The following is a 22,841-nucleotide window of genomic DNA, read 5'->3' on the forward strand; positions in this document are numbered from 1 at the left end:
CGCTCGTATTGAGCGGAGCTTTTCAGCGTATCTTATTTCTTCATTTTAGTAACAGGTACAAAGCCATTCTTTTCAGCATAACTTTCTTGGAACTCTTTGCTGGTCACGAAGTCAATGAAGGCTTTAATCGCCCCTGTAGGTTCGCCTTTGGTGAACATACGGCCAAAGGTAAAGACCGGATACTGACCGCTGACAACGCCGTCAATGGAATATTTCACGCCATTATACGCAAGAGCCTTGATGCTGTCATCCACATAGGCTGCATCCACGTAGCCGATAGCGCCGGGAGTGCTGGCAATAGCTGCCCGTACTGCGCCGTTAGAATCCTGAATAACCGCATTGTCAGTGAAGGCTGCATTTTTCAGCACCACTTCGGCGATGGTCGCCCGAGAGCCGGAAGATTTAGAACGATGAATCAAGGTGATTTTCTGATCCTTACCGCCAACTTCTTTCCAGTTCGTGATTTTGCCGGTCATAATATCGGTATACTGCTGCTGGGTCAAATTATCAACAGCAACATCTTTGTTAACAATGAAAACGAAAGGAATGCCTACCAGCTTATGCTCCACAAGACCTTTATCCTTTAAGCTGTCTTGAATAGCTACGTCGGAGTTGCCGATATTAACGGCTCCGGAAGCCACTTGGTTTTGGCCGGTAAAGGACCCGCCGCCAGCGATATTCACTGTAACCTTAGCGTATTTTTTCTGGAATTCTTCCTGACCGGATTTCAGCAGCGGCAACAGCGCTGTCGAACCAGCGGCCGTTACAGTACCCTGCACCTCTGCCGTTTTGCCTGCATCCTTGGAACCGCCGCAGCCAGCCACCAAGCCAACGCCCAACATCAGCGCCAAAGCTGCCGCCCACATTTTCGACTTACGAAATACGTTCATTTCATACCCTCCCGCTAAATTTTTAGGACAGTTTTATTCTAGCGCTGAGAGAATGTTTTTGTGTTACGTATATGTTAAGTCTATGTTAAAGAACCGTTGCTTTCTTTAAATGATCAGCGTTTACGCCGCAACAAGGCTAACGCCGCCGTCGCCACCGCGCCTGCCGCAGCTGGCCGCCGCAGGGCTTCCGCTTCTTTGCGCAGCTTCTCCACCTGGTCCGGCCGGGTTAATAACGTTGTAACTCCGTCTTTTAGCTCCTGGCGGTTTTTTGCCCATAACGCAACGCCTCGCTGCGTCAAAAACACGGCATTCTCCCATTCCTGGCCAGGAATGGGCTCATACAAAAGAAGCGGCGTTTCACTTACCAACGCCTCGCACACCGTCAGAGCCCCTGGTTTAGTCACCAACATAGCCGCCGCTCTCATTAGCTCGGGAATGCGATCTGTATAACCCAAAACCCGTACAGCATGACGCAGGTTTTTCGTTTCTTCCTGCAGCTTTTCTTGCAATTCTTTGTTTTTCCCAGCCAAAACTACAAACTGCAGCGGTAAATTCAATTCATCCATACTGGCCATGGCTTGACGAATACCGCCCATGCCCAAACCGCCGCCCATCAAGAGCACCAGCGGCTGATCCGCCGCCAAAGACAACTCTCCGAGAATTCCTCTGCCATCCGCATGAGTCGTAAACTGCGGATGAACAGGGATACCACTGGCGTAAATGCGTCTAGAAGGCACCCCTAAAGCAGACAATTCCCGCTTTATTTCCGGTGCAGCCACAAAATACGCATCGACATGCTCATACACCCAAAGACGGTGTACTGCAAAATCAGTAATAACTCCTACCAAGGGGGCTCGCAGACGCCGGCTATCCCGTAAGTACGCCGCTGCGCCGCAAGGAAAGGGATGCGTAGCAATAATTAAGTCCGGCCTATGACGCCGTACCAGCTGCGCCATGCCTCCCTGCAAAACCCGCGCCAACAGGCCCTGCGCCTTAAACCCTGGTAGAGGCGCTTGCGAAACCCGATACACCAAATCATACATATTCGGTGACAGTTCGAGCATCTTCAAGTACGCTTCCTTCATAAAGGCTGCTAAATAAGAATCCGTATCTTCCATAAAATCAGCAATCGTTATTTGCAGATTATCCTGGCGACGCGCCAGCTCCGCCGCAATCGCCCTGGCCGCCTGATGATGGCCGGAGCCAATCGACGCTGATACAATTAAAACCCGTTTCTTCGCTGCTGCCATTCTTCACACTCCGTCCGCTAGGTCCGCTCATTCTAAAAAAAGCGCCTGCTTTGACTATACCTTGCTTCACAACAGGAAAAAACCTGCTTACTATTAATTCTTTGTAAATCTTCGCGTTTGTGCTCTTGCGAAGTCAGCTACAGAAGCTTATCATCTATGTAATGATGGTTCATTGCCAAATCTCTTATATTTTACTCCATCAGGGAGGTTAACGCCAGATTATGAGTATAAAAGGAATTAATACCCGTCTTAGCTTGGCTTTGCTGCTGCTGATTCTTGTCACAGTCGGCTCCTTGGGAGGCTATTTATTATGGCGCACCCACGATCATACCATACAGTTATTGACAAATTCATTGACCCTGCAGGCTCTCACTACCCGGCAATATATTGAAAAGGATTTGGCTTCACCGGCGCACTATCCTAAACTGCAGGACGAAGTGCAGCGACTTTCGGCGGAAACAAGCCTGCGCATTACCTTGGTGCTGGCAAACGGTACGGTTGTAGCCGATTCTTGGGAACGGCCGGAAACGCTGGACAATCACAGCAATCGCCCGGAAGTCAGCGGCGCCCTCGAAGGGCATCCTGCCCAAACGTCCCGTTACAGCGATACTCTGCACGAAAATCTTCTCTATGTGGCAGTCCCTGTTTTGCAAGACGGCCGCACCATCGGCGTCGTACGCATCGCCGGAACCCTCGCCAGTATTGAAGCCACGTTCCAACAGTTGCAAACCGTCATGCTGTGGGCGCTGCTTCTTACTTCCTTATTGGCCGTTTTAGTTGGTATGCGTCTAGCCAAGCAATTCACAGCTCCCATCGAAGAAATTACCGCTGTCGCCCGAGAAATCGCCGGGGGGAATTGGGAAAAGAGGGCCCATATCCGCACTGGCGACGAGGTGGAAGTGCTGGCCCATACGCTCAATCAGCTAACTTCTCACCTAGACGACAAGGTCAAGGAAATGGCGGCGGAAAAACACAAGTTGGAACTGATTCTAGAGCATATGGAGAACGCTGTACTGCTTCTGGATCGCTACGGCCGCATTACTTCCATCAATCGTCAAGGCCGCGATCTCTTCAACCTGCAGCCCCATCTTTTGGGACAACATAACCTACAAGTTATCGGCAACGGTTCTTTGGAGCAAGGCATTCAAAACGTCTTGCACTTGCAAGAAACGCAAAGCATTGAATTACAGCTCAATCTGCATGGACGTCGCCATGTTTTCCAGGTTTTCCTCGCCCCCCTGCCGGAAAGCAGCGGCAGCAAAGAAGGGGTACTCGCCGTCTTACACGATATTACCGCTTTGCAGGAACTGTATGAGCGTCAAACGGATTTCGTAGCCAATGCTTCCCATGAACTGGCCACGCCGCTGACTGCAATTAAAGGTTTCGCGGAAACCTTGCTGGACGGCGCTTTAGAGAACCCCGAATTAAGCCAAAAATTCATTTCCATCATCCACACGGAATCCGCCCGTATGCATCGCCTCGTTACGGATTTGCTGCAATTGGCTAAACTCAGTTCCAAGGAATACCTGCAAAAAGTCACATTGCAGCCCACCTCTCTTGCGCCGCTGTTTGAAAGCGTTGTCAATGAAATGGGGGGTCTTGCCCAACACAAGGAACAGCAGCTGCTCTGGGAAGGACCTGGCGAACCGCTTTGGATACAAGCGCAAGCGGACTGGTTCAAGCAAGCCTTGGTTAACTTAGTCCATAATGCGATTAAGTATACTCCAAAAGGCGGTAAAATCCTGCTAAAATCCTGGAAAGAAGCCAATGAAATTCATATTTTGATTAAAGACAGCGGTATTGGCATCCCCCCCTCAGAACTTCCGTATATTTTTGACCGCTTTTTCCGAGTCGAAAAAGCGAGAACCCGCGAAGCAGGCGGCTCCGGCCTAGGCCTATCCATTGTGAAATTCATTGTGGACATGCATCATGGCCGCATTGAAGTCCAAAGCCAGCCAGATGCCGGAACCTCGATGCTGCTGCATTTCCCATTGTTGCGCCAGCCTGATTACTCCCCAAAACGCAATCCGCAAAACGGCGCTAAACTGTATAACATCGAATAAGCAGTCCTGCTTTAATTTTCCGATCCGTTGAACACATTCTGTTTGCGGATTAAAAAGCTCTTCTTGCGAGCAAACGAGCTCACAAGAAGAGCTTTTTTAGCGCCGCACATGGCGGAAAATGCGCAAATACAGATAGATCGAAGCGCTAATGGCGCCTAAGAGGAGCAAATAGCCTGTCGTACGGATAATGTCTTCAAAGGCTCCCTGGGCGCTCATCATAATACCGGCGGTCACCACCAGGCTCGCAATTACCAAGCTATACGCCACGGTATGCACCGCTCTTTGCAGACTGTCGCCAATATGTTCCATGCCCCCTACTTCAATAGGAATGCGTTTTTCTCCCCGTGTCAACGCCGATACATAGTATGGCAGCTCATGGCTGAAAATCTGCCACTTTTTCTTCAGTTCCAAAGCCTGTACGCTAAAATCCACTTCTAACTGCTGCCGCACATAGGCCTCGAGCACTTCTTCCACCGCTCGCTCCAGATTGATATCCGGATCCAGCCGCCGCGCCACCCCTTCGGTCATCGCCAGAGCCTTGGCAAAAAAGAGCATCCGCTCCGGCATGCGCACCCCGTAACGCTGGGCTACCTTGAACATGCTCGTCATAATACCGCCCAGACCGCCGCTGCTGTGACCGGCTTCCAAAGCCATAAACAACAGTTCCGCCGTATCCTCATAATAGTTCTGCCAAGAAATATCTCCCATTGGTTTGCCCATAGCAATGGAAACATTCATCAAGCCTTCTACATCCAAATTGCGAATAGCCAAGAAGTTTTCAAAAAGCAGCCGCTGCATCCGGCTTTCCATGCGTCCAACCAGGCCGAAATCAAAATAAATGACATCGCCCTGTAAGTCAAAGCGCAGATTTCCCGGATGCGGGTCCGCATGAAAAAAACCATGTAAAAACACTTGACCTAAAAAGCTATCCAGCAAGCTGCGCGCCCATTTGCGCCGCAGCGCCGCCGGCTGCTTGAGAGCCTGTTCCAGAGACAACGCTTCGATATATTCCATGGTCAGCACGGCCTGATTGCTCCACTCCGGCAAACAAGCCGGTATGCGCACCGGTCCGTCTGCAGGCAACTTCCTGGCAAAAAGCGTCATATTCGCCGCTTCTACGGCAAAATCCGTTTCTTTTTGCAAACCATGAGCAAAAACCGATACCAGTTGCTCTAGGGCAATAATGCGCTTTACCTCAGGCTGTTCGCCAATAAAGGCCGCTGTACGCTTCAGAATCGCTAAATCCACTTCAATGGTATCTACCACGCCAGGCTTGCGTACTTTGACCACTACAACGCGGCTATCCTGCAACCTGGCGCAATGGATCTGCGCAATGGACCCCATGCCAAGAGGCTCCGGCTCCACTCGCAAAAAATCCTGCCGCCAAGAAGGAAGATTGGCATCCAGAGCCGCTTCCACCTCAGAAAATGGAATCGGCGCCACCTGCTCATGCAGGCGTTCCAGGGCTTCCAGCAAAAATTCCGGCAGCAAATCCGGCCGGCTGCTGAGAAACTGGCCAAACTTAATAAAAGTAGGCCCCAACTCTTCCAGCATCAAGGGCAGACGCTGCGCCATGGTACGAATCTTTTCCTGCTGCTCATCGGTATAAAAATCTTTGGCCACCAGCAAGCCTTCTTCGCCTTTGCCCACCTGCCGCCAATCCAAGTCCCGTAAAAGAAAGCCAAAGCCATGACGAATGAAAACGCGCGCAATCTCTCGCGTCCGTTCACGCAGCGCCGCTTTTTGCACACTCATAGCCTCGCCTCCTCTTTTCTTTCTTCTTAGGAGGAGAATTCGCCCCGCAACTAGGTCATTCCTGCTCGCCTTGCCAGCCTTCCAGGCGATGCAAAAACCAAGTTACCGCCAGCATGTCCGCCGCCCCTCCGGGGCTGATATTCCGGGCAATAAACAATGTATCCATCTCGCTTAGACGTTTCGCCCCACCAGCAGCCAACATGCCTCCTGACGCTAACACCTCTGCTGTCTGCTGACGCACCCAGCCGCGCATGGTTTCTACATCATGGCGGTTCATAACCGTAGTATCGTCTACTTTCATAAACAGCTCCAACAACGTTTGCACTAAAGCGTCGTTAGTATTTAACCCAGCCGCCAACGCTTCGCGCAGCTTCGGCAAGCCGCACAAACGCACAGCCGGCAGCGCCGCCGCCACTTCGCCGCGAATACCCTGCACGCCATATTCCAGATACAAGCGCTCCCCAGCAGTCAGTTCTTCCGGCTTTTTACGGGCCAAAGACTTCAGCTCCGCTTCCACAATGCCTTGCACCATCTCGGCGGCCGCCGCCAAAACCGCTTCTGTTTGCAATGTTTTGCCTGCATGCAACACCCAGGCGGCGGCAGCCACAGCCAGTCCCAAGGAAAAGAGCAAGCCTTTTTGCGTATTGACGCCTTGCGTCGCCGTCAACATGCGCCGTTCCCCTTCCAGGCCAAGCAGGCGCAGCAAAGGAAGCAGCTCTTCCAGCGTTCCCTTATGGCGAAAAGCCGCTTCCGCACAGCGCCCCAGTGTATGAGACAACGCCGCCGAGCTGGACAGAAACGTAAAAATATCCATATCCTTGTGAGCGCCGCTATTCGCGCGATCCACCAAACCTGGCGCTGGCGTGGCAGCCACTTCATACAGCATGGCCTCTACCGCCAAGGCAGCCAATTTTTCCGCCGCCGGACGTACGCGCCGGGTTTGTTCCGCCTGAAAGGAGAGTAATTTTTGCTGCACCACTCTTGCAAGCTCCTCTGGCGAGTGGCGTCTTTCCCTCATGCAAAGCCGCGCATCATCCGCACAGAGCATGCACGAACGGCGACGTCCTTGCTGCTGTCTGGATAAAAGCTGGCCATCTGCCGCAAAAACATCAATATCCCATAAGCGTCCATAAGACCGACTCTCTTCCAGTTCTACCGCTGCCGCCTTAATTTCCGCCGCCGCCGCGTCAACGGCCAGTAGAATTTCCGGACCTGTAGCCGCATAGGTTCGCTCCTCCGCCGCCACCCTAAAAAGCAAGGTCAACGCATCCGCCGCCGCCCGGCACAATTGCCGTAACACCTCGCCATCTTTGACCGGCCCCGGAATATTCAAGGTAATACTGACTAAGGGCAGCCCTGTGCGCGAACGCAACGCCTGTTGGCGCTCTTGTCTGGCCTCTTTAGCCGCCAATACCTCTTCTAATGTAAGCTGCTTCACAATATGACCCCTTTACTCAACTGCTTCAAATTCCGTTTCAGCATACTACAACAAAGCTGCCTGCACAAGATGCAGGCAGCTTTCTCGTTAAAACAAAATAACAAATCAATGGCGCGAATCGCTGGCGCGAATGGCCGCCAACACTTCTGCCGCCGCGGGAGAACGCAAATAGCGCAGCGTGCTCTCCGGCACCAACGGCGCCACCTGCTCCCATCCAGCGCCCTGGCGCAAGAGTTCCCGAACTCGAGAAGCGCTGATGGGCTCGCTTCCTTCCGCTAAACGCGGTATTTCCACTACCTTTACGCCATAAGACGGCAGTACTTCCTGCAAGGCTTGATTGTAAGCTCTCGTCACCTCGCAATAAGGCTCCTCGCCGACATAACGCACAGCTACGCCCAACCCTGGCGCAATATAGCTGCCAAAAACATGCGCGTCCAGGCGAGTCTGGGCAATAACCGTATCTTCGCCACGCGTAAAATAGTCAGGAAACGTCGCTGCGGAAATAATATATTTACCAGCTTCCACTACCCGTACGTTCGGCAGATGAGCCACCCCCTCCTGTACCAGGCGCAGGCGCACGGCAAAAGGAAACAGAGAACGATCCTCGCTTACTACCAGCACCACCACCCCGGCGTGCGCTGCCGCCGCTCTGGCAATTACCGCCTGGTGTCCTCGAGTAAAGGGGTTGCAATTGACAACAAGGGCCGCCCTGTCACCGCTCGGCAAATCGCCCACAGCTGCCGACAAGCGTTTCACTTCCTCTTGAATTGACCCCAGACCGCCTTCCAGCAGCACCGCCTGTGGTTCCACCCGCGCCAGCTCATGAAAACCCAAGCCGGTAAACTGCGGCGCCGCCGACGGTTTGGTAAAGATGAAAAAATGCCGCACCCCTGCTTCGCCGCCTTGACGCATTAAGGCGGAAACGATGGTCGCCGTCAGCCCCTCGCCCTGCAAATCCGGATGCACCGCAATATTGCGCAACACTTCGCCGCCCCGGGAACCAGTGGCAATCATCCGACCATCTTGATAAAGAGCGATCGTATGCTCCACTGATGCCGGATCGTAAGCAAGGCCAAAAGCGGTGAGGAATTCCCTCACCGCTTGACTTTGCCTGGGGTTATTGCGATTGATGACCCGTTCTTCCCATTGTCCCCAGGCCATGACTTACACCTCTTTCGCCTGACGAACCACGTCGATGACCGTGCCGTCGCGGTATTCCACCACGGCGACAATTTTCTCGCCGGTTTGCACCGCTGCCGGAGCGCCTGCAATGGCTTCCGCCAGCTCTTTGAGCTGCGCAATGTCTTTTACCGGCAAGCCAGCTTCGGCCAGACGCTGGCGCAGTTCCGGCCGCCGCGGATTCACAGCGATACCGCGTTCGGTTACCAAGACGTCAATGGATTCTCCCGGCGTCGTCGCCGTGAGCACCTTATCGACAATAATCGGCAAGCGTCCGCGCAGCAGATTGGCTACGACAATGGTGACTTTGGCTCCTGCAGCCGCATCGGAGTGACCGCCGCTGCCGCCCATGATAACGCCATTGGAACCGGTAACGACATTGACGTTGAAGTCGGTGTCAATTTCCGTGGCTCCTAAGATGACGACGTCCAGCTTGTTAACCAGGCAGCCGCCGTTAAAAGGACTGGCATATAAGCCGGCGCCTACTTCAATGTGATTGGGGTTATCACGCAACGAGCGCTGCGCTTCCAGGTCAAAGCCCTGCACGTCGAAGACGCGACGGAAAAGTCCCTTTTCCAGCATATCCACCATATAGCCGGTAATACCGCCCAAAGCGAAGCTTCCTGTAACCTCTTTGGCTTCCATCATTTGGCGTACAAAATGCGCTGTAGCTAAAGAAGCGCCGCCAGCGCCAGTCTGGAAGGAGAAACCGTCTTGAATGAGACCGGTGGCTTCAATCACCTTGGCGGCGTTAGTCGCGATCTTGAGACCCACCGGGTCTTTGGTAACCTGGGTCGTGCCGGAAACAATGCCTTTAGGATCGCCAATACTAGGCACAACCACCACCGCATCTACCCGGGTCTGGGAAATAGAAATGGGCGCCAGCGGGTAGGGTTCAATATGGTCGGTAACCGCCACTACATAGTCGGCATATTCCGCATCGGGAAAGGCATAGCCCAGGGAGCCGCAAGCAGTATCGCCGGATACGCCGTTTAGATTGCCGTAATCGTCAGCCGCCGGAGCGGCAATAAAGGCAACGTCGATTTTGAGCTGCCCGCATTCGATAGCCCGGGCGCGCCCGCCATGAGTGCGTAAAATGACGGGTTTGTCTAAAAGGCCTTTGGAAACGGCTTCCGCCACAGGGCCTGACATGTAGTTAGCGTCAAGGCCTGCAACTACGCCGTTTTTAATGTGTTCAATCAACGGCTTATGCACCGGAAAGACGGAGCTAAGGGCGATATTCAGATTTTTAAGGCCCAGCTTAGCCGCCACATCCAGAACCTGGTTTAAAACGCCGTCGCCATTACGAAAATGATGATGGAACGATAAGGTCATACCATCTTTAATGGGTACGCGTTTAAAGATTTCTTCCAAGCTTTCTACTAGTTTATTCTGCCCTGGCAGCATGCGCTTAACCGGCGGAGCCTGGCGCTTGCCATCCGGCACGGTGGCAAAGGCGCCCGCAAAGGCGTTGACTTTGCCGTACCCAGGGATACTTTCAGGTATTTCACGTCCAATTTGATTTTTCATTGTTTCGCCCTCCTCAGCCTTGTTCCGCGACCATGCCCAAACGGCGCGCCAGATGCAGCACGCTCTGCGCCCGCTGCACCACAGGGGCGTCGACCATTTTGCCGCCCAGGGAGGCGACGCCGGAGCCTTCGGCTTCGGCTCTTCGAATGGCTTCGATCACTTGTTCCGCCCAGTCGACGTCTAGAGCCGTAGGGTTGAAAATGCTGTGGATGGAGTCAATTTGCCGAGGATTAATAGAAAGTTTTCCTTTAAAACCCAGCGCTTTAGCCAAACGAGTATCCGCCAGCAGACCGGTTTCATCATTGGCATCAGTGAATGGAGTATCAATGGACTGAATACCAGCGGCTGCAGCGGCGTTAATCAAAAGCGTCCGGGCCGTATAGATTTCTTGCCCTTCCTTGGTCCGAGCCGCGCCTAAGGCCGCGGTATAGTCTTCCGCTCCCAAAGCCAGCGCATCTACGCGCGGATGCGCTACGGCAATACGCCCCGCTTCCGCAATCCCCTTGGGAGTTTCTAACAAGGCAATCAGCTTAACCGGTTTTTGTCCCGGCTTTTCGGCTTTCTCCACCATCGCCGCCACTTGGCAGATATCTTCCGCGCTCTCCACCTTGGGTACTACCAAGGCGTCCGGACCGCTGGCAACAATCAAGGGAATATCTTGGGCTGCAAAGGTATCCAAAGGGTTAATCCGTACCGTCCGCTCGCTATCGCCGTAGTCGACGGTACGCAAAGCGTGGCTGACCAGGTAACGAGCCGCGTCTTTTTCGTTCGGCGCTACCGCATCCTCCAGGTCTAAAATAACCGAGTCAGCGCCGAAAACACCGCCGTTTTGCAGCATCGCCGGGTTGTTTCCCGGAATAAACAGCATAGTCCGTCTTAATTGCATGACGCCATCTCTCCTTTCAGCGAAACGCCCGCCCGGCTTAAAGCCGTTAAGAAGCGGGCCCGAATGGTACAATCCAGCGCCCCTCGGTCTACGGCTTTCACCTGCACGTCAGCCACGCCTTGCTCTTGCGCTACCGCCTGCAGAGTTTGCCGGATGGCTTCCCCATATTGAATCATGACGATGCTTTCCAGTTCTACGCTCAGGCCCTTGCCCGCTTCTCCCGGACTGACCTGAATCATGATGTCTCCTGATTCCAACGTGCCAGCCTGCGCTGCTTTAAGCACACTTGCCATGCCAATTCCTCCTTCATTCGCCTATAGGCTGGCTGCATAGCTAACGCCGGCAAAACCATCCAGGTTATTGTCCGACGGCGTGCCAACCAGACCAATAATCAAATAACTCTTGCTTTTTTCGTCAAGCTTATATTCATGTAACAGACGGAAATTTTCGATTTCCTCCGTATTTTTCACATGGGTACGCGGCCCCGTACACAGCCAAGTATCGTCGCCAATACAAATATGATCCTCGTCACTGTAGAAAACAGGCAGCCCTTCATCAATCATACGCTTTACCTTTTTCTCCACTTCCGCTAAATCCACATCCATATCGACCGGATACTCCAGTACAAAGCCATGATGCACGTCACGATGTTCAAACGGCAGAATCGCGCCATATTCGCGCAACAAAATGCGCGCGGTCAAATCCTCCGCCGTATGGGCCATTTTTCGATATTTAAGCGTTTTCGTCACAACATCTTTAATTTCCTGTGGAAAGGGACCAAACACATTCGGGCGCACAACAATCACTTCGCCGCCCACCCCTAACAGTACGTCGGCGTTAATATTCAGAGCCGGATACAACAAGTCAAAATGCTCAACAATTACTCGTTTGCCGTGCTCCAGCGCCTTAGAAACAGCTTCCGCCAAAGTATGAAGCTGCGTAAAGGCCATTTCAAAACGCACATCCATATGGTAGGTGTGGCTGGAAAAAAAGCCTTTATCAATATTCTTTAAAAGCGGCAGCGGACGCACATTAACGCCTTCATCATCATTGGTAAGCTCCAGTCCCGGAAACATGCCCTTGATAAGAGAGGATTTACCGGCTCCGGGACCGCCGATGACGCCGATGAGCCGATCCAAAGGAGACAAATACCGTTCACTGATCTGTTGTCCCAAAATATACATGCGCTTGCGCCCCCACGGGGCAAAGTAACTGGCATACATCAATTGCTCGAGCATCATGGATTTCATCGCTCCACCTCAAATTACGCCGACCTTAAAAAACAGCTTCCCTTAAAAAAAGGCAGCGCGAGCGCGCCGAAGCGCGCCCCGCCGCTGTTGCTAACGCCGGTCTTGTTACGCCTGGCGTGCCTTGCGCACCGCCAGAATGCGCTCCATTTCATTGTAAACAATCATCAGGCCTTCGTCTACACCCATGCCTGGTTTTGCCAGCATTTGCACCGGCTGCGTAGCCATAGCTACATGGACGCAAACCTGCGCCGAGCGGTCTGTTTCATTGCAGGTACCGCCTTGGTAAGCGCCAACGCCTTTTTTCTTGCAATAGATAACCGATTCAATAATATTGTTGATGCCGCCCAAATCCGGCGTTTTAATTTGCAGCATATCGCCAGCGCCATTGTCGGCAAAATATTTAATATCGTCAAATGTGTTGCACCATTCATCAGCCACCACTTGCACGCCAATTTTTTCCGCATGCAGGCGGGCAGTCAATTCTTTCAGCGCCAACATCTGTTTTTCCCGCTCTTCCATGTCCATAGGGCCTTCAATGCGCAGCTGCAACGGAGCCGCAGCGGCTTCGGCTTTGCGGAAAAAGTCCACCATTTTATCCAGATCATTATTGAAGGCAATACCGATCGTGCCGTATACGTCAATGTGCAGCACCGGCTGGTAGTCTTCGCTGGTGCGCAACTGCATCACCCGATTTTTCAGCCAAGTAATGTACTCCAGCAGCAAGCCGCCATCGTTGCCCAACTTGGTTTCCACATGATTGATCAATGCATGAGGCAGCACTTGAGCGCCTTTGATGATCATCTTATCGGAATTCTCATAACGGTTGTCGCCAGACTGCGTAAAGATCGGAATTTCTTTTTCGCTAACCGTTGTGCCGTATTCCTCCGCAATGACTTCACACATTAGTTTATGTTTGCCTTTAGCCACAGCGTCTAGAATCGCTTGGGTTACGCCGTAACGCAACGCCGTATGGATGGACTTGCCGGTTTTTGCATCCTTCATGGAGTCGATTTCTTCCGCCAAAGCCTTGAAGGAATTCAGTTCACGACCTACCAAACGAGGCTTGATTTCCTTTTCAATCACCGGAATGAAATCCTTCGCCAAGAACAAGGGGTCCCGTCCGCCGGCGCCGCTGTACTGCACGGCAGCGCAGTCGCCATAAGCAACTTGGCCGTCTTCCAGCACAAGCATAACGGACACGGCTTCGCCGGACTGGCGAATAGCCTGGAAACCGGGAGTTACGGGGTCGCCAATATAAGTAAAGCCATCATGGTCGGCGCCTTTTTTAATGGCCCGCTGATCGTCAAAATAAAAACCAGTAAGAGCTTTCGAGCAAACAACATCAACAATTTTCATGAGAACACACTCCTTTTTGTCTTTGGAGCCGCCAGCAAGACCAGCAGCTTCCCCATAATTGACAAACGCCGCCACGCAGCCGGAACTCCTGACGGAGTTCCGGCGTCGCAGCTTGGTTCCGAAAACTTTTTTGTGTTTTAGCGCGGGCGTCCTACAAGGCGTCCTTTAGAAATGGCGTAAATATCGTCGATAACCATCTGGAAGCTGGCCGGGCGGCGTTCCGCTTTGGCCCGCTCTTCGATTTTACCGCGATGGAAATCAATGATGTCCTGCGTAAAGGGCAAGTTGCCGCAATCGAAGAGGCGCACGGCGCCGTGATGGTCACGAGCCGGCAGAATCTTATTGATGGCATGGTTGCTGGGGGCAAACGGAACATCCAGTACGCCGGCTTCAAAAGCCCGCACCGTACCAACGGCAATATCTCCTTCACCCAATTCCAAAACCTTATCCACGATGCAGCGGGTTTCCGCTTTGATCATAGCGATTTCGTCTTCCAACTGTTGTGTAGCCGGGAAGGTCTGATCCGCCAGCATATTAATCATCTGCTTGGTGGTGCGCAGGCCCATGGCATTAGCTTCTTTTGTAGGAATGCCCAGTGCTTCATGCGGCGTTTTCACGATAACTTTGGTCGCTTTTGCAAAAGCAGCAGCCGCAGCACCCCAGGAAATAACGGCGAACGCCTTGGCTTCATCCTGCGGGAAGCCGCCCATCCATTGATGGAAAACCGTAGTCAGCGTGCAGCCTTCATAGCCGAATTTCGCGAAATACTCTTCAGCCAGCGATTCTAACGAACGAATGGCTGCGATATCCTGCACCAGATTGCCGCATTGGCCATAGCCGAGAGTAATGTTTTTAACGCCTTGTTCGGCAGCCAAAATGCCTTCGATAATCGCCACAGCATGAGAAATGCTCGGCGGCACCAAGGTACCTGTCAAAGGTCCGAAGGGCTCGCGGTTAATTTCAATGCCATGCTCGGCATAGAGACCTACTAAACGGTCTGCATACTGCCAATCAAGAATGGTCTGTTCCAAAGATACGCTCTTAGCGTAAGGAATATTGTAGGAAATACCGCCGCCCTCGTACGAAGTAAAGCCGCCGGCCAGCGTAATTTCCGTCAACAGCCGCGCATCCGGCGTACCATGACGCACCTGAATGGGACCATCCACTTTTTCGGCCAATTTACGGACCGCATGCACGCCATGATTGACGGCAGGGAAACCGTTGAGTAAAGAACGGCCAGCCTGTTTGCTCTCCTCAATACCTACCTGAGCTTCTTTGTATTGATTTTGACGGGTGTAGCTGTCAATCGTAGTTGGCAACAGATCGGCTTCCCCTTCAGTGCGCAGGAAGTTCAGCAATTCAATATGCTGGTCCAAAAGCGCAACGCCAGCACGAGGCTGCGTCAAGGTACGGCCTTCTTTTTTAGCTTTTACAAGCTGTTTGGAAAAATGCTTGCGCGCCGGGATGGTTTCATGGTATTTGACGGCTTCGTCAAAATCCACCTCCGCACCTGTAGGCCATTGGGCCAAAATCTCTTTGCGCATTGCGAAAAATTCGTCATGGGACCATTTCTTATTTTTCAATTCCACGCTGATTGCCTCCGTTTCAGATATTTTTTCATCATCCGCAGAGCCACCTCGGGCTGTTCTTCCGACAGAAGCCCCATGGCGGAGAGAATGTATTCACCATCAATATAGTAATCACATTGTTTGGGTTTTAAATATTCCGCAGTCGCAGTGTCGTAACGAATGCCTTCAAGAATGCATTCCGGCCGTTCATGATGCACGATAACGCCGCCGGTGCCGATGACTTTCTCAACCGTAGTCAAGTCTTTGCCAACCTGCACGAATACCTCGCCTACGCAGCTGAAGACCGATTCGATTTTTCCTACATGGCGCTGCGCCGCCACTTTGGTGCACGCCCATCCAAGAGCATCCTCTATAGCCTGCTCCCGTGGCGTTTGAGGCAGCGTATCCACCTGGTTCTCCACCAAATGGCAGTACGCCGCAACCTCTTCTTCGCTGACGCCAGCCTTCTGAGCCAGCACGGGTGCGCCAGCCGCCTTCAATAAAGCAGTCGCGCTGTAGCGCATGCCCAAATCTCCTTCCACCGTACGCTTGGCAAAAGGTTCGGGCAGGCCCCGCATGGTCACGGTCGGCTGTTTGGGCTCTCCTTTGGCAATGGAATATAAGTCAGTAGTTGCACCGCCAATATCCACAATCATTAGATCGCCCCAGCCGCTTTCATGCGGCGTTCCAGTGCCCAGCAGCTCTGCTGCTTTGAGTACAGCCGCAGGGGTGGGCATCATCATCTTGTCAATAAATTTGTTGGCTTTATTCAAGCCTTTCGCTTCGATAATGCGCCGTAAAAATAAATCTCTGATGGCGCCCCGAGCAGGGTCAATGTTCAGTTCGCCCAAGCGCGGCATGACATTTTCCGTATGCACCACTTCGGTCATAACCTTGCTTAAAATCCCAACCACCTGGGGCGTCACTGATTTATTGCCTGCCACCAGCACCGGCACATCCATGCCCAGCGTGCATAACATGCGGGCATTATGGAGAATGACCTCCTTGTTGCCCCCGTCCGTACCGCCGGCCAAAAGAATAATTTCCGGCTTTAAGGCTGCAATTTCTTCAATTTCGTACTCGCTGAGTTCGTTGCAGTATACGCCCAGCACCTTGGCTCCAGCCCCTAAGGCCGCTCGCTTCGCAGCCTCAGCCGTCAATTCCGGCACCAGGCCAATGGCTACCATTTTCAGGCCGCCTGCAGCGCTGGAGCAGCCCAGCACCCGCTGAAACTCCAGCTTGCCTGTCTGTGCAAAAAGCACATCCAAGCCTTCCTGCAACCCTTCCATGATGTCGGTCTCTACCGTGGTAATGCCCCGTGCCGTGCCCAAAATTTCTTCCTTCTCGACATCTACAGCCGTAAGCTTGGTATACGTACTGCCAAAGTCAATGAGTAGCACATGGCTCATGGTCGTCTCTCCTCTCCCGGTTTACGCCCGGGCCAGGTCCTGCTTCAAGTCTTCAATTACCTGGTCTGGCAAAATGCCTGGTTCATATACACGGTCATAACCCATGGCAAGGAATTTTTCTTTTACTTCGGTGAAATCGGTCTTGCCTACAACCAGGTTACCGCCTACATACAGCTTAATGCCGCCGATGCCAGCTTCTTTGCAAGCATCCCGCAGGCCCCGGCAGTCAATTTCGCCGTGTCCATAGAGAGACGCCACCAAGATGGCCTTCGCATCGGTTTCAATCGCCGCATTGACGAATTCCTGCTGCGGCACCAGCACGCCCAGATTGACCACCTCAAAACCTGCCGCCCGTAAGGCATGGGCCAGAATTTTGTTGCCCACTGCATGACAGTCGGCGCCGATAACTCCCAAGACGACCTTATCACTGTTTTCCATGGTTTGATCGCTCCTTACTTTGTGATTGCTATTGTATCAGTCGTCGTACTGCTGCGCATAGGCGACAGCCAGTTGTTCGTCTGGAAGCTCATGCTCCCAGCGAGCCACAACGACTGAGGCAATACAGTTGCCAATAAGATTGCACGCCGTGCGCGCCATATCCAAAATTCGGTCGACTCCCAAAATGATTGCAATTCCCTCTACAGGCAGCCCAAAAGCGGCCGCTGTCCCTGCAATAACAATCAAGGACGCCCCGGGTACTGCCGCGATGCCTTTTGTGGAAAGCATCAAGGTCAGCACCATAAGCAACTGCGTAGTAAGAGGAAAGTCAATATTGTAGACCTGGGCGATAAACACTACCGCTAGGGCGCTATATAAAGTCGAACCATCTAAATTAAAGGTATAACCTGTCGGAAGTACAAAGGTAACGATATGCTTGGGCACTCCGAATTTTTCCAGTTTTGTCATAGCCACCGGCAGCGCCGCTTCGCTAGATGCCGTTGAAAATGCAATCAGCAGCGGCTCTTTTAAGGCTCGCAACAGATGAAAAAAGTTTACCCGAATCAGCACGGAAGCTATCGTCAGAACCAACAACACGAAAACAATCAGCGCGAAATACAGCGATCCAATCAGTTTCGCTAACGGGATCAGCATACCCAGGCCAAACTTACCTACGGTAAAACCAATCAGCGCAAATACGCCAATCGGGGCTAAACGCATGACATAGTTCGTGAATTGAAACATGACTTCCGCAATACTGATGGCGACCTTTACCACCGGTTCGCCTTTGCTTCCCACCGCAGCCGCAGCTACGCCGAAAAAGACGGAAAACATGATGATTTGCAGCATATCGCCGCGTGCAGCCGCATCTACTACATTGGTCGGCACAATATTGATCAGCATGTGCGACATATCAATGCTTTTCTTCGATGCTGCAGTTACTGCCGCTGCATCGGTTGCGGTAATTTGCAATCCTTGACCTGGTTCAAAAACATTGACTACTGTCAGGCCGACTACCAGCGCCAGCGTCGTAGCCGCTTCAAACCAGATGATGGACTTTAAGCCCAGCCGCCCGAGTTTCTTGAAATCGCCAGTCCCGGCAATTCCCATAATCAGTGAACTGAAAATCAAAGGAACCACAATCATTTTGATCATCCGAATAAACATGTCGCCGATAGGTTTGAGATCGACGGCAATGGCTGGAAACAGATGTCCGAAAAGCACCCCCAGAATCAATCCTAGAAAGATCTGAGTGGTCAGACCCAATTTCCATTTGCCGTTTTTCATTGTCAAGGCATCTCCTTTTTCGCTCCGGCCCGCCTCCTCTTGTGTCGGAGTGTTACTTTTGCCGCCCCTGGCAGCGAGTTGAGCTGCAGCCTCTAAACTCATTATTGTTAACAAAATACAGAAAACTACAGGACACGACAAAAGGTTTTTTATAACATTTGTAAAAAAAGTTCAAACAATACAAACTTTTGTATTCTCTGGAAAAGGACTAATTTTAAAGTAAGTCCTCCCTTTGCGGACTTGTCGCTTTTTTCGGTTTTGAAGGAAAATTCCATTTTTATTCTGCTTATTCCAAGGGCAGCCTGTGTCATTCAGCCCGTCTTAATTCGCAGTAAAAAGTGTAATCATTACACTTTCCGGCATCTTCCCAACAACCCTCAGGCCTTCAAGAAGGCCATACTTCCACAGAGCAGCGACATTTTACAAATGCTTTCTCCGATATTCAGATTTTTTTGATATATCCGGCGACTGTATTCATTATACTACTCCGCTCTCCCACAGTAAAATCGGACATTTTTGTGCCTTGTATAAGTTTTTTTGATGTGTTATTTTATGGAAAACGAAGGAAAATCCAATTCATGATGTTCCTCCAGCCACGCACGCGTACAGTTTACAAAATTACGCGCCGCCGGCGATAAATATTTCAGCGAAATGGCAGCTAAACCAATGGTTCGATAATCTTCATCATGAGCCAGCGGCACCAATTGAACCCCTTCCGGCAAATGCACTAGCATTAACTGCGGCAAAATACTGATCCCCAGCCCCATTTGGACCATAGCCAAAATGGTCCGCTCTTCGGCCACCTCATACTGAATGCGAAAATTCACCTTGCTTTTCGCCAACACTTTACGAATATTGTCATCACTGCCCCACAAGGGCATGATCAGCCGTTCATTTTCCAGTTCCTTCAACATCAGTTCCCGGCGCTTTCCCAGCGGATGCTCCGGCGGAATGACTACCATCAATTTATCTCGTTTCAGCGGAATGGCGTCAAACTGTTTGGATGCCGGCAGCGCCACAAACCCAAAGTCCACCACTCGGTGACTGATCCATTCATTCATTTCATCATAGCCGCCCATGCGCGTTTTGACTTCCACCGCCGGATGCAGCCTTTGAAATTCTCCCAAAATACCAGGCAGCCAGCGCATAGAAACACTGGCCAGCGTCCCGATAGACACCGTACCGATATCTACGCCTTTAATAGCGGCCGCCTCTTGTCTCAGCAACTTTTCTTGATGCAAAATCCCGCGAATGCATTGAAGAATCCGCTCTCCATTCGGTGTCAAAGTCACCCCGGAGCGATCCCGTTTAATCAAAGAAAATCCTAATTCCGCCTCCAGCGTCGTCACCGCATAGCTGACCCCTGACTGGGTCAAATTTAAGCGCTCCGCCGCTTTCGTCAGACTTCCCGCATCAACAATAGTGGAAAAAATTTCATACTTTGCTAAAGACATATTGCCACCCCTTATCAAACAAACTCGATAATTTCTTAAAAAAGCCTCCTGAGGGCACGATGTTTCGTTACCACCCAGGAGGCTTGCTTGTTGCAAACAAATTCTTTACGAAAAAACTGAAACCAAATTCCCGAACAGACCTGCCTGTTCTTGCAGCTTGCCGGCATTACCTACTACGCAAAGGTGATTGCGCGCCATGCAGGCGCCCACTACCCCGGCCAGCTCCTTAATGGCAGCGGCATTAGTATTCAGCACAGCGTCCCTTTCCTGTTGGACCTGCTCCCATGTCAGTTCGATCAGCCACATAAGTTCCGCCTTTTCGCCCTTCATCGACGGCGTAAGAGGCGCATCCAGCTGGCTCATCGTGCCGATAATATATTTGGTCATTTCTCGCTCCGACACGCTAAAAGAGCGCAAATACTCCTCCATCTCTTCATATACCTGTAACGTCTCCTTTAGGTTCGGATCCCGATAAGAAGCGAAAGCCAGGTTCCCATTGCGCTCAAAGCGTGCAAACGCCCCATAGGCGCCGCCTTGAACACGAACGCGGTTCCACAGATAGTCGAATCGTAGCACTGTTTCCAGTACCTTCATGCTGCCAGTATATGCATAATTTAGTTTCGCAAAATTATAGGCCTTGGCTACATACTGCACCTTGCCCGCCGTCATCAACCCTTCGTTGGCCGCCTGCAGCGTAAAACAATAGGAAACGTTCGGCAAGCCTCCTTGCGGCAACGCTGCGGTAAACTGCTGCAGCAAGGGCTCCAACTCTGCATACTGCTCTTCTTCGCAAGTAACGCCCCATTGCAAGCGATCCTGGCAGAATACTCGCTGCGCCACACGCTGCAAAGCCGCCGAAGCTTGCTCCGCCCGATCCGTCCAGTTCCGTTCCAAATCTTCCAGAAAACGATAATACGTAAAAACGCCGCTCTCGTTATAGCTTTCCACGGGTGATACATAGGACAGCACGCGGCTAAGCGCCACCGTATGGCCGTATTCCAACATGACCAGGCCCATGCGGGCCTTGCTTTCCGCCACAAGCTCCTTGAGGCGCGCCAGGTTGTCATAGCGGCTGCCCTGACAAACGCTGCGCAGCAGCCGGAAAAGCTGCGGCGCTTTTTGCAACAGCGCCTTAGATTTCACAAGCAAGCGCGGCTTATAGGCCTCTGCATCATAAGCCTTGGGCAAAGCCATCGTTTGATAGGAAATACCGCCTGTATGCAGATTGATCTCCTTCGCTAGTTGCTGGTAGGAACCATCGCAGGTATCCACCTTGCCCAAAACGCTAGAGAGCAAAAAGAGATAAGGTAAATCCTCCTGCTCCACCGCGGTAGTATCAAAATAAAGATTGACATAGGCAATACGATTCGTAAAGATCGGCTGCAGCAAAACCGGCCTCCCTTCCACTTGGCGCTGTTGCTGCGGAATCCGAGTTACCTTCTTCTCTATATCTTCGAGAGCCAAGAGCGGAATGGAAGCAAGCGCCTCCGGGCTGTCCGGCTTGGTCTGTCTAGCTTTGAGCTGTTTGGTCTGCTCACAAATGCGCTGCACTTCTTCCGGCGCAAGCGTGGCCTTAATCTGAACCAGCTTCTGCCTCAGCGCTTCTGTGCGGCGCTCCTCCAAGCCGGCTTCCGGCACGACGGCCACCAGGACTTGATGCGGATTTTGCAGCAAATACCGTTCAATAAGCTCTTCAAAATATCTACTGGCCAATCCTTCTTTCATCTTGGACAGGAGGGGTTCATAACTCAGATGCAGCAAGGGATCGCCGCCGTAGAGCCAGCTGTCCAGCATGCGAATATGGTAAATTAGCCCCTTGGGATGCGAGCCGAAATTGGCTTCGCGCAGTTCAAATTCCTTGCGGTTGATGGAAGCTTCCAGAAGTTCCTTGTCAATTCCTTTAGTTACCAGTTCCTGCAGCGTCTGCTGCACTACCTGACGCAGCTTGTCTCCTGCATCAGCCGCTGCGCCGCGCACCAGGATGCTAAATACCGGCTGCAGCAACGCATCTTCATACCGCCCCAGCACATCCTGGCCGATCCCGGCGGCAATCAGAGCCTGCTTCAAGGGCGCACCCGGCGTTCCTAATAACAAATGGTTTAATATGGCAAAGGCCAGCCCCAATTCCGCATTGCAAGCCTCTCCTACCGCTTGGCTTAAACCAAAAAACGCCTTGCTTTCCTGGCTTTCGCTTGCATCCACCGGATAGGGAACTACGACCTCCAGCGGCGCTGCAAAAGGACGCTGTTGCTCCACTTCCGCTACAAAACCCTCTTGGCGCTGGAACCGGCTTAAATAAGCTTCGTCCAAGAAAGCCAGTTGCTCCTCTATATTCATCTTTCCATACAGGTAAATATAGCTGTTCGCTGGATGATAGTAACGGCGATGAAAATCTAAAAATTGCTCTTGCGTCAGCTGCGGAATAAAGTCCGGATCGCCGCCCGATTCAAAATGATAGGTCGTATCCGGAAACAACGCCTCCAAGGTCTTGCGTTCCACCAATGATTCCGGCGAAGAAAAGACGCCTTTCATCTCATTGTACACGACGCCCTTGTACGTAAGCTCCCCTTCCGGCGTTTCCAATTCGTAATGCCAGCCTTCTTGCATCAAAACTTCCGGTTGCTCATAGATAACAGGAAAAAACACTGCATCTAAATAGACATCCATTAAATTCCGAAAGTCTTTATCATTTTGGCTGGCCACAGGATACATGGTCTTGTCCGGAAAAGTCATGGCATTCAAAAACGTATTCAGCGAACCCTTAATTAACTCAACAAAAGGCTCTTTCAGGGGAAATTTGCGAGAACCGCAAAGAACGGAGTGCTCTAAGATATGCGGCACGCCAGTGTGATCCGCCGGCGGCGTCTTAAAGGTAATCGAAAAGACTTTGTTATCATCATCATTTTCCAAATATACCAGTCTGGCCCCGCTTTGCTCATGCTCGTACGTATAAGCCTTAGAAGCCAGTTCTGCAACCGTCTGTGTTGCTATTAGCCGAAAACCGGATTTCATCATCATTATCTACCTCATCTTCGTAAAATGGCGCTTTTAGTAACCAATTCTACTTGAGGCGTCTCTTTCCTGCTTA

17 protein-coding genes are annotated in these 22,841 nt (G+C 51.9%); 1 reads left to right on the forward strand and 16 read right to left on the reverse strand.

Annotated features, from left to right (window positions below; all coding sequences use genetic code 11):
- Positions 1–32: 32 nt before the first annotated feature.
- Both C508_RS0105565 and C508_RS0105570 read right to left on the reverse strand, forming a co-directional pair.
- Positions 33–890 (reverse strand): phosphate ABC transporter substrate-binding protein, encoded by an 858-nt coding sequence (locus C508_RS0105565; protein ID WP_018702555.1) that lies wholly within the window; start codon positions 888–890, stop codon positions 33–35.
- Positions 891–1,003: 113 nt separating this feature from the next.
- Positions 1,004–2,140, reverse strand: coding sequence for an MGDG synthase family glycosyltransferase (locus C508_RS0105570; protein ID WP_018702556.1), 1,137 nt, complete (start codon positions 2,138–2,140; stop codon positions 1,004–1,006).
- Between the two features lie 221 nt (positions 2,141–2,361).
- On the opposite strand from C508_RS0105570, the gene C508_RS0105575 reads away from it, so the two are divergent.
- The gene (locus tag C508_RS0105575) at positions 2,362–4,203 is read left to right on the forward strand and encodes a HAMP domain-containing histidine kinase (RefSeq protein ID WP_018702557.1); all 1,842 of its coding nucleotides are present in this window, start codon (positions 2,362–2,364) and stop codon (positions 4,201–4,203) included.
- A gap of 96 nt (positions 4,204–4,299) precedes the next feature.
- Here C508_RS0105575 and C508_RS0105580 read toward each other — a convergent pair whose 3' ends face one another.
- The 14 genes from C508_RS0105580 to C508_RS0105650 all read right to left on the reverse strand — a co-directional run bounded on the left by C508_RS0105580 (position 4,300) and on the right by C508_RS0105650 (position 22,771).
- A complete protein-coding gene (locus C508_RS0105580) occupies positions 4,300–5,958 on the reverse strand; it encodes an ABC1 kinase family protein (RefSeq protein WP_018702558.1) in 1,659 nt (552 codons plus the stop codon).
- A 55-nt stretch (positions 5,959–6,013) separates the two neighbouring features.
- Entirely contained in the window at positions 6,014–7,396 is a 1,383-nt protein-coding gene (gene citX / locus C508_RS0105585; RefSeq protein WP_018702559.1) for a citrate lyase holo-[acyl-carrier protein] synthase, read from the reverse strand.
- A 105-nt stretch (positions 7,397–7,501) separates the two neighbouring features.
- A complete protein-coding gene (citC, locus tag C508_RS0105590) occupies positions 7,502–8,557 on the reverse strand; it encodes a [citrate (pro-3S)-lyase] ligase (RefSeq protein ID WP_018702560.1) in 1,056 nt (351 codons plus the stop codon).
- A 3-nt stretch (positions 8,558–8,560) separates the two neighbouring features.
- On the reverse strand, positions 8,561–10,105 hold the full coding sequence (gene citF / locus C508_RS0105595) for a citrate lyase subunit alpha (RefSeq protein ID WP_018702561.1): 1,545 nt from the start codon (positions 10,103–10,105) through the stop codon (positions 8,561–8,563).
- Positions 10,106–10,118: 13 nt separating this feature from the next.
- Positions 10,119–10,991: an HpcH/HpaI aldolase/citrate lyase family protein gene (locus C508_RS0105600; protein ID WP_018702562.1), complete on the reverse strand. Its 873-nt coding sequence runs from the start codon at positions 10,989–10,991 to the stop codon at positions 10,119–10,121.
- A complete protein-coding gene (citD, locus tag C508_RS0105605; protein ID WP_018702563.1) occupies positions 10,982–11,284 on the reverse strand; it encodes a citrate lyase acyl carrier protein in 303 nt (100 codons plus the stop codon). The genes C508_RS0105600 and citD overlap by 10 nt, the downstream gene beginning before the upstream one ends.
- A gap of 21 nt (positions 11,285–11,305) precedes the next feature.
- Positions 11,306–12,214, reverse strand: a complete 909-nt coding sequence (locus C508_RS0105610; protein ID WP_026319382.1) for an alanyl-tRNA editing protein — start codon at positions 12,212–12,214, stop codon at positions 11,306–11,308.
- Positions 12,215–12,346: 132 nt separating this feature from the next.
- Positions 12,347–13,597, reverse strand: a complete 1,251-nt coding sequence (locus C508_RS0105615) for a methylaspartate ammonia-lyase (RefSeq protein ID WP_026319383.1) — start codon at positions 13,595–13,597, stop codon at positions 12,347–12,349.
- A 137-nt stretch (positions 13,598–13,734) separates the two neighbouring features.
- Positions 13,735–15,186 (reverse strand): methylaspartate mutase subunit E, encoded by a 1,452-nt coding sequence (locus C508_RS0105620; RefSeq protein WP_018702566.1) that lies wholly within the window; start codon positions 15,184–15,186, stop codon positions 13,735–13,737.
- The gene (gene glmL / locus C508_RS0105625) at positions 15,177–16,574 is read right to left on the reverse strand and encodes a methylaspartate mutase accessory protein GlmL (protein WP_018702567.1); all 1,398 of its coding nucleotides are present in this window, start codon (positions 16,572–16,574) and stop codon (positions 15,177–15,179) included. The genes C508_RS0105620 and glmL overlap by 10 nt, the downstream gene beginning before the upstream one ends.
- A gap of 21 nt (positions 16,575–16,595) precedes the next feature.
- Positions 16,596–17,012: a methylaspartate mutase subunit S gene (gene glmS, locus C508_RS0105630; protein WP_018702568.1), complete on the reverse strand. Its 417-nt coding sequence runs from the start codon at positions 17,010–17,012 to the stop codon at positions 16,596–16,598.
- Positions 17,013–17,048: 36 nt separating this feature from the next.
- On the reverse strand, positions 17,049–18,299 hold the full coding sequence (locus C508_RS0105635; protein ID WP_018702569.1) for a dicarboxylate/amino acid:cation symporter: 1,251 nt from the start codon (positions 18,297–18,299) through the stop codon (positions 17,049–17,051).
- Between the two features lie 545 nt (positions 18,300–18,844).
- The gene (locus C508_RS0105645; protein WP_018702571.1) at positions 18,845–19,753 is read right to left on the reverse strand and encodes a LysR family transcriptional regulator; all 909 of its coding nucleotides are present in this window, start codon (positions 19,751–19,753) and stop codon (positions 18,845–18,847) included.
- Between the two features lie 105 nt (positions 19,754–19,858).
- The gene (locus tag C508_RS0105650) at positions 19,859–22,771 is read right to left on the reverse strand and encodes an insulinase family protein (protein WP_018702572.1); all 2,913 of its coding nucleotides are present in this window, start codon (positions 22,769–22,771) and stop codon (positions 19,859–19,861) included.
- Between the last annotated feature and the right edge of the window lie 70 nt (positions 22,772–22,841).

This window comes from Anaeromusa acidaminophila DSM 3853 (assembly GCF_000374545.1).
Classification (GTDB): Bacteria; Bacillota; Negativicutes; order Anaeromusales; family Anaeromusaceae; genus Anaeromusa; species Anaeromusa acidaminophila.

Excerpts from the sequence above, each read along its gene's own strand:
- C508_RS0105645 (WP_018702571.1), bottom strand. The coding sequence starts at position 19,753 with ATGTCTTTAGCAAAGTATGAAATTTTTTCCACTATTGTTGATGCGGGA.
- C508_RS0105650 (WP_018702572.1), bottom strand. The coding sequence starts at position 22,771 with ATGATGATGAAATCCGGTTTTCGGCTAATAGCAACACAGACGGTTGCA.
- C508_RS0105610 (WP_026319382.1), bottom strand. The coding sequence starts at position 12,214 with ATGTATGCCAGTTACTTTGCCCCGTGGGGGCGCAAGCGCATGTATATT.
- citC (WP_018702560.1), bottom strand. The coding sequence starts at position 8,557 with ATGGCCTGGGGACAATGGGAAGAACGGGTCATCAATCGCAATAACCCC.
- C508_RS0105575 (WP_018702557.1), top strand. The coding sequence starts at position 2,362 with ATGAGTATAAAAGGAATTAATACCCGTCTTAGCTTGGCTTTGCTGCTG.
- glmS (WP_018702568.1), bottom strand. The coding sequence starts at position 17,012 with ATGGAAAACAGTGATAAGGTCGTCTTGGGAGTTATCGGCGCCGACTGT.
- C508_RS0105565 (WP_018702555.1), bottom strand. The coding sequence starts at position 890 with ATGAACGTATTTCGTAAGTCGAAAATGTGGGCGGCAGCTTTGGCGCTG.
- C508_RS0105635 (WP_018702569.1), bottom strand. The coding sequence starts at position 18,299 with ATGAAAAACGGCAAATGGAAATTGGGTCTGACCACTCAGATCTTTCTA.
- C508_RS0105600 (WP_018702562.1), bottom strand. The coding sequence starts at position 10,991 with ATGCAATTAAGACGGACTATGCTGTTTATTCCGGGAAACAACCCGGCG.
- citF (WP_018702561.1), bottom strand. The coding sequence starts at position 10,105 with ATGAAAAATCAAATTGGACGTGAAATACCTGAAAGTATCCCTGGGTAC.
- glmL (WP_018702567.1), bottom strand. The coding sequence starts at position 16,574 with ATGAGCCATGTGCTACTCATTGACTTTGGCAGTACGTATACCAAGCTT.
- C508_RS0105580 (WP_018702558.1), bottom strand. The coding sequence starts at position 5,958 with ATGAGTGTGCAAAAAGCGGCGCTGCGTGAACGGACGCGAGAGATTGCG.
- C508_RS0105570 (WP_018702556.1), bottom strand. The coding sequence starts at position 2,140 with ATGGCAGCAGCGAAGAAACGGGTTTTAATTGTATCAGCGTCGATTGGC.
- citD (WP_018702563.1), bottom strand. The coding sequence starts at position 11,284 with ATGGCAAGTGTGCTTAAAGCAGCGCAGGCTGGCACGTTGGAATCAGGA.
- C508_RS0105615 (WP_026319383.1), bottom strand. The coding sequence starts at position 13,597 with ATGAAAATTGTTGATGTTGTTTGCTCGAAAGCTCTTACTGGTTTTTAT.